The 12,580-nt window shown below is 67.6% G+C and carries 12 protein-coding genes; 1 reads left to right on the top strand and 11 read right to left on the bottom strand.

All coding sequences use genetic code 11. The features are described from left to right. The first annotated feature begins 109 nt into the window (after positions 1 to 109). Positions 110 to 625, top strand: coding sequence for a hypothetical protein (locus tag CVS48_RS16565; RefSeq protein WP_100855388.1), 516 nt, complete (start codon positions 110 to 112; stop codon positions 623 to 625). 73 nt (positions 626 to 698) lie between these two features. Here CVS48_RS16565 and CVS48_RS16560 read toward each other — a convergent pair whose 3' ends face one another. The 11 genes from CVS48_RS16560 to CVS48_RS16510 are packed head-to-tail and all read right to left on the bottom strand — an operon-like array spanning position 699 to position 12,576. Further along, positions 699 to 1,559 (bottom strand): isocitrate lyase/PEP mutase family protein, encoded by an 861-nt coding sequence (locus tag CVS48_RS16560; RefSeq protein WP_100855387.1) that lies wholly within the window; start codon positions 1,557 to 1,559, stop codon positions 699 to 701. Next, a complete protein-coding gene (locus CVS48_RS16555) occupies positions 1,556 to 3,070 on the bottom strand; it encodes an FAD-dependent oxidoreductase (protein ID WP_419191441.1) in 1,515 nt (504 codons plus the stop codon). Before CVS48_RS16555 ends, CVS48_RS16560 begins: the two co-directional genes overlap by 4 nt. Beyond that, positions 3,067 to 3,675: a cysteine hydrolase family protein gene (locus CVS48_RS16550; RefSeq protein WP_100855386.1), complete on the bottom strand. Its 609-nt coding sequence runs from the start codon at positions 3,673 to 3,675 to the stop codon at positions 3,067 to 3,069. The genes CVS48_RS16555 and CVS48_RS16550 overlap by 4 nt, the downstream gene beginning before the upstream one ends. Positions 3,676 to 3,684: 9 nt before the next feature. Continuing rightward, entirely contained in the window at positions 3,685 to 5,748 is a 2,064-nt protein-coding gene (locus tag CVS48_RS16545; protein ID WP_100855385.1) for a hydantoinase/oxoprolinase family protein, read from the bottom strand. Beyond that, positions 5,745 to 7,424 carry a hydantoinase B/oxoprolinase family protein gene (locus CVS48_RS16540; RefSeq protein ID WP_100855384.1) on the bottom strand — a complete coding sequence of 560 codons (1,680 nt, stop codon included), beginning with the start codon at positions 7,422 to 7,424 and terminating at the stop codon, positions 5,745 to 5,747. The genes CVS48_RS16545 and CVS48_RS16540 overlap by 4 nt, the downstream gene beginning before the upstream one ends. Before the next feature lie 10 nt (positions 7,425 to 7,434). Then, on the bottom strand, positions 7,435 to 7,983 hold the full coding sequence (locus tag CVS48_RS16535; protein ID WP_100855383.1) for a LeuD/DmdB family oxidoreductase small subunit: 549 nt from the start codon (positions 7,981 to 7,983) through the stop codon (positions 7,435 to 7,437). Next, positions 7,980 to 9,275, bottom strand: a complete 1,296-nt coding sequence (locus tag CVS48_RS16530; RefSeq protein WP_100855382.1) for a 3-isopropylmalate dehydratase large subunit — start codon at positions 9,273 to 9,275, stop codon at positions 7,980 to 7,982. The genes CVS48_RS16535 and CVS48_RS16530 overlap by 4 nt, the downstream gene beginning before the upstream one ends. A gap of 2 nt (positions 9,276 to 9,277) precedes the next feature. After that, on the bottom strand, positions 9,278 to 9,988 hold the full coding sequence (locus tag CVS48_RS16525) for an ABC transporter ATP-binding protein (protein WP_100855381.1): 711 nt from the start codon (positions 9,986 to 9,988) through the stop codon (positions 9,278 to 9,280). After that, entirely contained in the window at positions 9,985 to 10,740 is a 756-nt protein-coding gene (locus CVS48_RS16520) for an ABC transporter ATP-binding protein (protein ID WP_100855380.1), read from the bottom strand. The genes CVS48_RS16525 and CVS48_RS16520 overlap by 4 nt, the downstream gene beginning before the upstream one ends. Continuing rightward, positions 10,733 to 11,701, bottom strand: coding sequence for a branched-chain amino acid ABC transporter permease (locus CVS48_RS16515; RefSeq protein WP_100855379.1), 969 nt, complete (start codon positions 11,699 to 11,701; stop codon positions 10,733 to 10,735). The genes CVS48_RS16520 and CVS48_RS16515 overlap by 8 nt, the downstream gene beginning before the upstream one ends. A gap of 2 nt (positions 11,702 to 11,703) precedes the next feature. Next, the gene (locus CVS48_RS16510; protein WP_100855378.1) at positions 11,704 to 12,576 is read right to left on the bottom strand and encodes a branched-chain amino acid ABC transporter permease; all 873 of its coding nucleotides are present in this window, start codon (positions 12,574 to 12,576) and stop codon (positions 11,704 to 11,706) included. Between the last annotated feature and the right edge of the window lie 4 nt (positions 12,577 to 12,580).

Genomic DNA, 12,580 nt, shown 5'->3' with positions numbered 1-12,580 from the left:
CATATGTTGACTATGGTCAAGTCCCATCGTCTTGGCGGATCTACGCTGACTCTGCAAATCCTCTTGATTTGCCTGGCAGTCTAAGGTGCCAACCACGTGGAGATTGACCATGAAGATCCGCAATCTGGCCGCACTGGCATTCGTCGCCGTGCTGGCCCCCGCCTTGACGACCGCTGTCGCGCAGACCGCGCCGCCCGCTCCCGCTCAGTCGGCTGAACAGCCCGTCGACAACCCGCAGCAGTTTGACAAGAAAGCCGCGGAGGTCAGAGACAACATGGAGAAAATGCAGCAGACCATGAATCAGATACAAAAGACAACCGACCCGAACGAACGTCGGAAACTGCTTCAGGAGCATCAAGCCTTGATGCAGACAACCATGGGGATGATGGGCCAATTTTGGAGAGGTGGCACGATGGGCTGCTGCGGGACCATGGGTGCCGGCGGCCCGCATCATGGCGGACGCGGGCAGATGGGTTGGAATGCGATGCGAGGAAACTACTCGAACCTGAGCCCCGAGCAGATCAGGGAACGCCAATACATGCGGGATCAATACATGGGCATGCAGCAAATGATGATGGAGCAAATGATGCAGCAGCAGCTCAACCGGGGCGTACCGCCACGTTGACCCAAGGCGGCCGAGGCCTGGCGTGAGCTGGGCGTCGGTTATAGACGCCTACCCCCGCATCTATCTCCGCCTTCTACCCCTCGTACCGCCGCCCTTGCTCCAGCAATTCCGGCGTGCCGATCACCGTGTTCAAGCCGTCGAAATCCAGCATCTTCCCCTGCCACGGCGCGGTTGTGCCGTGTTGGCGCAGGCTGCCGTAATAGCCTTGCAAGGTGTGCGCCACGGCGCGCGCGGTGCCGCCAGGAAAGATGACGATGCGAAAGCCCAAGGCAGTCAAGGCGTCGGCGCTTTGCACGGGGGTCTTGCCGCCTTCCACCATATTGGCCAGCAGCGGCACGCGGGCGGCGAAGCGCGCGCAGGCCGCCTGCATCTGTTCGGGCGTGCGCAGCGCTTCGATGAATAGCGCGTCCGCGCCGGCTTCCAGATAGGCTTCGGCGCGGTCCAGCGCGGCTTCCAGGCCGTCGACGGCCACCGCATCGGTACGCGCCAGGATCAGCGTGGACGCATCAACGCGCGCATCCACTGCCGCTCGCAGCTTGCCGCACATTTCGGCGGCGGGTATCACCGTCTTGCCATCCAGGTGGCCGCAGCGCTTGGGAAAGGTCTGGTCTTCCAACTGGATCATCGCGGCTCCCGCGCGTTCAAAACCGCGCACCGTGCGCTGCGTGTTCAGCGCATTGCCAAAGCCCGTGTCGGCGTCCACGATGACCGGCGTGGCCACGCGCTCGGTGATCCGCGCCAGCGTGTCCTCGACTTCCGAGTACGTGGTCAGGCCGATGTCCGAGCGCCCCAGCCGCGTGTAGGCGATGGACGCGCCCGACAGGTACAGCGCGTCAAAGCCCGCTTGCTCGGCGATGAGCGCCGACAGGGCATCATAGATGCCGGGGGCCAGCACGGCGCCCGCGGCCAATTGCGTATTCAGTGTGTGCTTCATGGTGATTCCTGACCAAGTTCATGACCCAGCAGCGACGCGGCGGTGGCCGCGGCGATATAGCCGCCCGCCACCGCGCTGAGCAATCCATTGCCGGACAGATAGCCCGACACGTCGTTGCCCGACACGCCGCGCGCGGCGCCGCCGGCAGCCAGCAGATTCGGCAGCGCCTGCCCATCGCGATTCAACACGCGGCATTGCGCATCGATGTCCAGACCACCTTGCGTATGGAACAGCGCGCCGGTGACCTTGATGGCGTGGTACGGCGCTTGCAGGGTGCGGTCAAAGCGGCGGCCATGGGGGTCGGTCGCATCCGGGCAGACGCCTTGCACGGTCTGTTGCAACACGCCGGCATCGCAGCCGATCAGCGCGGCCAAGGCGGACACGTCCGCGCAGGTCTTGACCGCATGGCCCGCTTCGGCCGCGACAAAATCCGGGAAGCCGCGCGCCAATGCCAGCGTGCGGTCGTCGAACACATTCCATGCCACCCCGCCCGGTTGCGCCAGTACGTGGACAGCGGCTTCGGAATAGCCTTGCGTCTCGTCATGAAAGCGCAGCCCGTCGCGGTTGATCTGCACGCCGCCGTCCATCATGACGGCCCAGGAGATCAGCGCGCCTTGCGGTGTCGCCCAGGACCCGTGCCCCTGATACGCGCCCAAATCGGCCAGGCGCGCGCCCAAGGCCTTGCCCCATTCGACGGCGCTGCCGTCATTGCCCACGTGACCGCCGTAGACGGCCTCGCGCATGGCGGGTAAATGTTCGGCCACCATGGCCGCGTTGCCGCCAAAGCCGTTGCAGGCCAGGATCAGCACCTGGCAGCCGATCACGTCCACCGATCCGTCGGGCCGTTCGCAGCCCACGGCGGTGATGCGGCCGCAGTTGTTCCCACCGCGGTTGTTTCCACCGCTGTTGTTCCCATCCCCGCCTATCCCTTCCGCATCTTCCACCCAGATGTCGCGGGCCTGCGCGCGCGTCAACAGATGCGCGCCCGCGCCCGTGGCGGCGCGTTCCAGCGCGGTCACCAAGGCCACGCCCGTGCGTTCCGGCAAGGCGTGCATGCGGCGCGTGCTGTGGCCCGGGTAGAGAAAGCCGTCCAGCACATCGAAGGCCAGACCATGGCGCGCCAACATGTCCATGGCCGGGGCCGCCGCGTCCGTGTAGGCCGCGACCAGATGCGGCGCGGCCGTGCCGTGGGCCTTGGCCTGGATGTCGGCGGCGAAACGCGCCGCGTCGTCTTCGATGCCGGCCGCGCGCTGCACGGCGGAGCCCGCCGCCGGAATGAATCCCGACGACAACGCCGACGACCCGCTGGGCGCGGCGTCGCGCTCGATCAATACGGTTTCAATGCCGGCCTGCGCCAGCCGCAGCGCGGCGGTCAGCCCGCAAGCGCCCGCGCCGATGATCAGCACCGGCACCTGCATCATGTCGGCGTCCGAAGTGCTGCCTGGGGTGCCGACCGGGGCGGCGCCAGCGTTACCGCCGGGGTTGCCCCGCTTCACGACAGGCGCGCTCACGACGCCAGCCTGCCCGCGAATTCCGCGCACGTGATCACGTCCGCCACCGTGCGCAGGTCCGCCAGCGCGGCATCGTGCATGGCGGGCGTGGGCGCGGCGCAGCCGTCGGCCAGCACCGTCACGTGATAGTCGCGCATGTGGGCGTCGCGCGCCGTGCTGGCCACGCCACCGTTGGTGACGATGCCGGCGATGACCACGTTGGATACGCCCGCGCGGCGCAGCACCCAATCCAGTTGCGTATTGAAGAAGGCCGAATACGCCACCTTCCACACCGACACATCCACCAGCCCATCCAGCTCGGCCACATTGGCCTGGCCCTGCGAGCCGGCCGCGAAATCGCCTTTCGCCAGGAATGGGCGCAGTTGCTTCAGGTGCGGCGAAATCATGGGTTCGCCATGCGCATCGGGCCACAAGGTAAACAGGCTGGCGGCGACCAAGCCGCCTTGCCCCTTGAGCGCGCGGGCAAGCGGCGCCACGCGGGCAGGCAAGGCGCGCGCCTCGCGGCTGACCGCGCCGCCCCGGTCATAGGCGCCGCCCGGCGCCAGGAAATCATTTTGCAGATCAATGATGAGCAAGGCGGTGGTACGAGGGTCCAAGGCATGCATGGCGGTCTCCTAGGCGGTCTGGCGCGTGATCAGCAGATTGCCCAGCGCGTCGACGCGACCGGCAAAGCCGGGTTCGATCCAGATGGTGGTGTCGGGCTGCTCAAGAATGGCGGGGCCGGCCACTTCCGCTCCCACGGGCAGGTCCAGGCGCGCATAGCGCACGGCGTCGTGCCACTGGCCCGCGTGAAACACCGCTTGCGTGCCCAGCGCGGCGGGCATGTCCTGGCAGGTGGGCGCCAGCAGCGCCAGATCAAACTTGGGACGCTGGCCGATGCGCGCATAGCGCAGGTTCAGAATGCGCACGGCAATGCCATCCAGACTGCGGCCGAACGACGCGCGGTAAGCGCGATCAAACGCGGCGGCGATGCCCGCGCGGTCCAGCTCGGCGCGCGAGAGTTCCACGCGCACGGTATGGCTTTGGCCCACGTACAGCATGTCCAGCTCGATGCTTTCGCGGATGCCTTCGAAGGCCACGCCCGCCGAATCCAGGCGTTCCTGGCAGGCCAGCGCCAGGCCGTCGATGCGCGCCAGCAGGTCGGCGGCATCCAGCGCATCCAGCGCGGTGTTCAGCGTCTGCACACCGTCGTGCCGCATGTCGGCCATGACGCAGCCCAGCGCGGACGTCACGCCCGGGTAGCGCGGCACGATGCCGTGGGCCGCGTCCACTTCATTCATCATGGCGCACACGTGCAGCGCCCCGCCCCCGCCGAACGGCATGTAGGCGAACCTGCGCGGGTCGTGCCCGCGTTCAATCGACACCACCCGGATCGCACCCGCCATCTTGGCGTTGGCCACGGTCAGGATGGCTTCGGCCGCCGCATGCACGCTTAGCCCCAGCGGCCGCGCCACGTGTTCGTCGATGGCAGCGCGCGCCAGGTCCACATTCATGGTGGCCAACAGCCCGCCGCCCAGCGGGCGCTCGGCCGAAATCCGGCCCAGCAGCACGTTGGCGTCGGTGACGGTGGGCCGGGTATTGCCACGGCCATAGCAGGCCGGGCCGGGAATGCTGCCGGCGGATTCCGGGCCCACCTGCAACAGGCCGCCCGCATCCACGCTGGCAATCGAGCCGCCGCCCGCGCCGATGGTTTCAATCTGGATCATCGGGGCGCGCACCACCATGCCGAAATCGATGGAGGTCTGGGCCGACAAGGACGCTTCGCCGCCCGCCACCAGCGACACATCGAACGAGGTGCCGCCCATGTCGCCCGTCACCACGTTGGGAAAGCCGGAGGCGCGCGCAATGGCGGCGCAGGCGATCACGCCCGCCGCCGGCCCCGACAGCGCGGTGCGCACCGGCACGTCGCACGCGGTCTGGCGCGACATCACGCCGCCGTTGCTTTGCACCACCAGCAGCTCGCCGTCAAAGCCGTTCTGCTGCAAGTCAGACTCCAGCCGCGTCAGGTAGCTGCCCACCACGGGCTGCAAGGCGGCGTTCAAGACCGCCGTCGAGCAGCGTTCAAATTCGCGGATTTCGGGCAGTACCTCGGTGGCCGCCGTGACGTTGCCATTCGGCCAGATGGCGCGCACGCGGGCCGCGGCCTGGGCTTCGTTCACCGGGTTGGCATAGGCGTTGACGAAGAACACGCACACGGCCTCGCAGCCCTGCGCCAACAGCGCGCGCGCCGCCGCTTCCACCTGATCCAGGTCCACGGGCGTGTGTACCGTGCCGTCGGCCAGCACGCGCTCGGCGACTTCCAGGCGCAGGTCGCGCGGCACGACAGGTTCGTAATTGCCGCGCAGCCCCCAGGTCTGGGGACGATCGCGCCGGCGCATTTCCAGCACATCCCGAAAGCCCGCCGTCGTGATGATGCCGGTGCGGGCCACCTTGCGTTCCAGCAACGCATTGGTGCCCACGGTGGTGCCGTGCACGATGGTGGCAATGGCGCTTGCGCCGTCGGCCACGCGCGCGATGCCGTTCATGAAGCCACGCGCCTCTTCGCCGCGCGTTGACGGCACCTTCACCACGCGCGCCGTGCCGGCTGCCTCGTCCAGCACGAACAGGTCCGTGAACGTGCCGCCCACGTCCACGCCAACGACAAGTCCCTGTGCCGTGTTCTTATCTGCCGCGCTCATGCCAACTGCTCCTTCTTGTTGTCGGCGATATCGCCCACATAGCCCATCTTGCGGTCGTGCTCGCGCGCTGCCGGCGCACGGCCGGCCGGGTCGCCATAACCGCCCCCACCCGGCGTCTCCAGGCGTACGCGGTCGCCGCGCTGCAATTGAATGCCCAGCATCTTGGAGCTCATGGGCGGGGTGCGCCACTGTCCGTCCTGCTGATAGCGGAACACGTTCAAGGCGGCCTCACCGCCGCCCGCAATGCCCTTGGGCGCGCTGCGGCCGCGTTCGCCAAAGATGAAGGCTTCGGCGCTGTCTTCCAGCAATTCAATTTCGTAGATGGCGCCCAGGCCGCCGCGATGCGTGCCGGCGCCCGCCGAATCCGGGCGCAGCGCCCACTGCGTGAAGCGCACGGGATAGGCGGCTTCCAGGATTTCCAGCGGCGGAATGGTGGCGGTGGAGATCGGCGCGTTGCCGTGGCTAAGCCCGTCGCCGTCGGAATGCCCGCCGTGGCCGCCGCCAAAGAAGCTGAACATCACCCAGCGCTGGCCCTTGCGCGCCGCGTCGCTGCGATAGCCCGCGATGGACAAAGCGTTGATCGTGCCGTAGGCCTGTGCCATGGCGCGCTGGGGCGCCGCCTGCGCCATCGCGCAGAAAATCACGTCGATCATGCGCAGGATGGTTTCGGTGTAGCCGCCCACGGGGCGCGGGCGGTCGGCCGAGATCACCAGGCCGTCCGGCAGCACCACGTCCACCGCGTCCAGCACGCCCGCGTTGGCCGGCACGTCGGGAAACAGGTGCTTCAAGGCCACGTAGCAGGCCGCAATGGCGGTGGCGCGGGAAATATTGACCGGCCCCGCGCAGGCGGGCGAGGTGCCGTTGAAATCCAGCGTCAAGCGGTCGCCGGCGATCGTCAGCTTCAGCGCGATGCGCAGCGCCACGTCGCGCACGCCGTCGTTGTCCAGCATGTCTTCAAACGCGTACTCGCCGTCGGGCAGCCGCCCGATGTGGTCGCGCATCAAGCGGCGCGCGCGCTCGCGCAAGGTGTCCAGCGACTCCAGCACCGTGTCATCGCCGTATTCGTCCAGCAGCCCGTCCAGCCGGCGCGCACCCAGTTCCAGCGCGGCCAGTTGACCGTTCAGGTCGCCCCACAGGCTGTCGGGCAAGCGGGTGTTGGCTTTCAGGATGGCCAGCACGTCCTGGTCCAGCACGCCTGCGCGCAGGATGCGCACGGGCGGGATCTGCACTGCTTCCTGCCAGCATTCGGTGGCGGCCGGGTTGTAGTTGCCCGGCACCGCGCCGCCCACGTCGTGCCAATGCGCGGCCGACGCCAGAAAGCAGAACAGCTTTGCGCCCCGAAACACCGGGCGCACCAACTTGAAGTCATTCGCGTGCGTGCCGCCTTCGTAGGGGTCGTTGAAGAGCCAGACGTCGCCATCCACCATGCCACCACGCTCGGCGGCCACCTTGGCGGCCGCCTTCACAGCAAAGGCCATCGCGCCCACAAAGACCGGCAGGCCGGATTTGCCCTGGATCAGGGTGGCGCCGGTGGTCGCGTCGTACATGCCGTGGCAGGCGTCGTGGGCCTCGGCAATGATGGGGTTGAACGCGCTGCGGTACAGCGTCGCGTCCATCTCATCGGCAATCTGTTCCAGACGGCCCTTCAGGACCGCCAGGGTGACGGGATCAAGCATCGTGTTCTTCCTAAGAGGTTTGACGCTGTTTCAGCAGATTCAGCAGTCCGCCGGCCCGCACCATGTCCATCAGGAAGGCGGGTACGGTTTCGCAATGCAGTTCAGACGGGTCGGCGCCGGCCGCGCGGCCGATGCGACCAGACTCGGGGTCCAGGGTGATGCGCTCGCCTTCCGCCAGCACGTCCGCCTGCGCGCAGGTCAGGAGCAGCAGGCCGACGTTGAAGGCGTTGCGAAAGTACAGGCCGTTGAAGGATGGCGCGATCACGGCGGCCACGCCCAGGTGCACCAGGGCCGACGCCGCCTGCTCGCGCGACGAGCCGATGCCGAAATTCGGGCCGGCCACCAGGACGTCGCCCGGCTGCACCTGCCCCGCGAATTCCGGGCGGACCCGTTGCAGGCAGTGCCGCGCAATCTCGTCGATGCCGAACTTCATGTAGGCGCCAGGCGCCAGCGCGTCGGTGTCGATGTCGGCCCCCACGCGCCAGACGCGATGCGTGGATGTGCCAGGTGTTGCGGTGGCTTCGGTGGCGATGGGGGTTGTTGCGATCCGGTCCGTCATGCCATCACCTCGCGCGGGTCTGCGATGCGGCCGGCCACGGCCGACGCCGCCACCGTGTAGGGCGACGCCAGATAAACCTGCGCCGTCTCGGACCCCATACGGCCCTTGAAGTTGCGCGCCGTGGTGGAGATGACGCTGGCGCCGTCGGGGATGGATCCGCCATAGCCGGCACAGGCGCCGCAAGACGTGGCCAGCACCTGGGCACCGGCGTCTTGCAGCACCTGCATCACCCCTTCCTGTTCTGCCTGCTGCTGGTCCAGGCGGCTGGCCGGCGCCACCATCAGGCGCACGCCCGGCGCCAAGCGGCGCCCGCGCAATACGCTGGCCGCCGCGCGCAGGTCCTCCAGCTTGGCGCCGGTGCAGGCGCCGATGTAAGCCACTTGCACCGGCACGTCGCGGTACTGGTCCACGTCGCGCGCATTCGCCGGGCTGTGAGGCGCGGCCACTTGCGGCGCCAACGAGGCGGCGTCGAAATCGTGCCATTCGGCCTCGGCGTCCGCATCGCTTTGCCAGCGGGCCAGGTCCAACGTGTCGGTCACGCCCGCCGCGCGCAGGTAGGCGGCAGTGGTTTCGTCAGGCGCAATCAAGCCCACCTGCGAGCCCAGCTCGGCGCTCATGTTCGACAAGGTCATGCGTTCCTGCATGGGTAGCGCGCGCACGGCCTCGCCGCAGAATTCCACGGCCTGGTAGCGCCCACCGTTCATGCCGTAGCGGCCGATCATGTGCAGCATCATGTCCTTGGCGGTCACGCCGGCTGCCAACCGGCCGTTCCAGCGCATCATCAGCGTCTGCGGCACCTTGACCCAGATCTTGCCGGTGACGGCCACGCCCAGCATTTCGGTGCTGCCGATGCCGAACATGTACGCGCCGAACGCGCCGCCCGTGGGCGAATGCGAATCTCCGCCCACGCAGAACATACCGGGGCGAATATGGCCATGCTGCGGCACGACCACGTGGCAGATGCCGACCGAGTCGTACACGTTGGGCAGTTGCTGACCCGCCGCCCAGTCGCGCGCGATGCGCACGATGCGGCGCGATTCATCATCGGATTCGGGCACGTAGTGGTCGATGACCAGCACGATCTTTTTCGGATCCCACAGCGATGCGCCCAATTCTTGCAGCATGGGCTGCAAGCGCCGGGGGCCGCTGGAATCATGGAACATCGCCAGGTCCACGGCACAGGTCACGATCTCGCCCTGCTCGACCGAGGCGCGCCCACAGGCGGCGGCGATCAGCTTCTGGGCCAGGGTTTGCGGCGGACGTTGGGGCGGGAGGGCTTGAGCATCAGGCATCGCTACATCCCCAGATAAGCGCGGCGCACGTCGTCGCTGGCCATCAGCTGCGCGCACGGCCCGCTATAGCGGATCGCGCCGTTTTCCATCACGTAGGCGCGCTGACCCGTTTCCAGCGACTGGCCCACGTTCTGCTCAACCAGCAGAATCGCCAGCCCATCGGCGTGCAGGCGCTGGATCAGGCCGAACAGTTCTTCCACCATCAAGGGCGACAGCCCCAGCGACGGTTCATCCAGGATCAGCAGCCGAGGCTCGGCCATCAGGCCGCGCCCGATTGCCAGCATCTGCTGTTCGCCGCCCGACATGGTGCCGGCCAGTTGCGCCAGCCGTTCGCGCAGGCGCGGAAAGATATCCAGCACGCGATCCAGATTGGCCGCGCGGTGCTCGCGCGCCCGGGTAAACGAGCCCAGCTCCAGGTTTTCGCGCACGCTAAGGTTCGGAAAGATGCGGCGGCCTTCGGGCACCTGGATCAGGCCGGCCTTGACCACGTCGCGGTAATGCCGCCCGGTCAGGTCCTGCCCTTCAAAGCGCACCGCTCCGCCCCAGGGCTTGCACAGCCCGCAGACGGTGTTGTTCAAGGTGGACTTGCCGGCGCCGTTGCTGCCCAGCAGCACGACGATCTCGCCTTCGCCCACCGTCAGGTCCACGCCGCGCAGCACTTCCATGCGCCCGTAGCCCGCCTTCAAGCCCGAGACTTCCAGCAGCGCGCTCATGCCGGCGCCCCTTGCGCGGCCAGCCGTGCCGCCGCGCCGTGCCCCAGATAGGCTTCCACCACCGTTGGGTCGCGCGTCACTTCGCCGGGCGTGCCCGACGCAATCAAGCGCCCCTGCGCCAGCACCCATACGTGTTCGGCAAGGCTCATCACCGCGCGCATGACGTGTTCGATCATCAGCACGGTAACGCCATCGTCCACCAGCTTTTTCACCACCGGAATCATCTCGTCTATCTCACTCGGATTCAGGCCGGCCAGCACCTCGTCCAGCAGCAGCAGGCGCGGACGCGTGGCCAGCGCGCGCGCCAGTTCCAGCCGCTTGCGCCCCGCCACCGTCAGGTCGGCGGCGGGTTTGTCCAGCACGCCTTGCAGGTTGACGCGCGCGGCCACCGCTTCGGCCTCGGCCAGGGCGGCGCGCCGGTCGCGCAGGCGCAGGTGCGCGCCCACCGCGATGTTCTGGCGCACCGTTTGCGCGCCAAAGGGCTGCACGATCTGAAAGGTGCGGGTCAGGCCCAGTTGCGCGGACTCATGCGGGGCGCGCCCCGTGATGTCCTGCCCGGCAAAATGCACCGAGCCGGCGCCGGGTTTCAGAAAGCCGGACAGCAGCGCGAACAGCGTGGTCTTGCCGGCGCCGTTGGGGCCGACCAACGCGGTCAGCGAGCCTTGCGGCACGGCCAGGTTCACGTCCTGAACCGCCTTCAGGCCACCAAAGGAAATAGACAGATTGCGGGCTTGCAGCAGGATCTCAGACACGGGCGCGCTCCTTGCCAAACAGCCCACGCAGCGACTGGCCGCTGCCGCTGATGCCACGCGGCAGGAACATCACGATCAGAATCAGCACCACGCCGTAGATCACCATGCTGATGCCGGGCAGTTCGCCGAACAGGTTGCGCGTCAGGTCGGCCAGGCCATGCAGCGCCACCGCGCCCAGCACCGGCCCCCACAGCGTGCCCATGCCGCCCACGATGGCGCCCACCAGGGCTTCCACCGACACGGCCGAGCCAAAGGCGATGCCTGGGTCTATGTACTGGAACACCTGCACGTAGAAGGCGCCCGCCGCGCTCATGAACGCCGCCGACAACGCTATGCCGCCCAGCTTCACGCGCAGCGGATTCACACCGATGGCGCGCGCCGCGTCCTCGTTGTCGCGCACCGCTTGCAGGTACGCGCCAAAGCGCGAATGTCGCAGCCAGGCCGTGACGGCCAGCGCCAGCACCACGAACGCCAGCAGCAGATAGATATAACCCCGGCGCGACACGAACTGCATGTTGGCCGCGCCCTCTTGCAGCGGCACCATCAGCCCCACCCCGCCGCCCGTGAAGGGCGCCGACAAGGCCAGGATGCGAAACACCTCGGCAAAGGCCAGCGTCACCAGCGCAAAGTACGACCCCTTGAGCCCGTAGCGGAACGTCAGCCCGCCCACGGCCAGGCCCGTCAGCGCGCCCAGCGCTATCGCCATCGGCAGCGCCAGCCAGGGATTGATGCCCAGGCTAAGCTGACCCAGCGCCTGCGCATAAGCGCCCACGCCAAAGAACAGCGCGTGGCCGAACGACAACTGGCCGCCATAGCCACCCAGAATGTTCCAGGCCTGCGACAGCAGCGCCGCGTACAGCGACATCATCACGAACGTCAGCAACACGCCCGACTGCGCGAACGTCGACAGCACGGCCAACGCCACCCCGAACAACGCAATGGAAATAAGATCCCGGTTCATGCTCAGCCCCTCGCCCCGAACAGCCCCTGCGGGCGAAACAGCAGCACCGCGATGAAGATCGCAAAAATGCCCATCTGGCCCAGCGAGTCACCCAGAAACAGGCCCCCGATGGACTCCACCACGCCAATCAGCAAGCCGCCCACCAGCGCTCCCACAAAGCTGCCCATGCCGCCCAGCACCACGATGGTGAAGGCCACCAGCACAAAGCCGCTGCCCACCTGCGGGTTGACGTAGTAGGCGGGCAAGAGGAAGCAGGCCGCCGCGCCCAGGCAGGCCATGCCGATGCCGAACGACAGCGCATAGACCTTTTCAACATCAATGCCCATCAGCTTGGCGCCCTGCTTTTCGCGGGCCACCGCGCGTATGGCGCGGCCCAGGTCGGTGCTGCGGATAATCCAGAACAGCACCGCCGCCACGGCCAACGCGCCAAAGAAGGCGATGACCTTGGGTAGCGCGATCATGGCGGGGCCGATCTCGACCGTGCTGAGCGTGTAGGCGGTGTCGATGCTGCGCGTGTCCGACTTGAACCACACCAGCGCCAGGTTTTCCAGCACGATGGCCAGGCCCAGCGTCACCAGCAGAATGTTCTCGTCCTTGCCATGGCTGGCGCGGTTGATCACGAAGCGCTGCAACGCATAGCCCAGCGCGAACATGCCCGCCACCACCAGGGGCAGCGCCGCGTAGGGGTCGATGCCCAGCCGGTCTTTCAGCAGGTAGACGGCGTACAGCGCCACCATCAGCGCGGCGCCGTGGGCAAAGTTGATGATGTGCAGCACCCCGTAGATCAGGGTCAGCCCCAGGGCGATCAGCGCGTACACCGCGCCGGTCGTCAGGCCGTTGAGCACCGATGAAAAGAGGATGGCGGGATCCAGCATGCTG

The organism is Achromobacter spanius, assembly GCF_002812705.1.
GTDB lineage: Bacteria > Pseudomonadota > Gammaproteobacteria > Burkholderiales > Burkholderiaceae_B > Achromobacter > Achromobacter spanius.
Note: the sequence above shows the minus strand (reverse complement) of the source record. Positions and strands in the feature narration are given on the sequence as shown.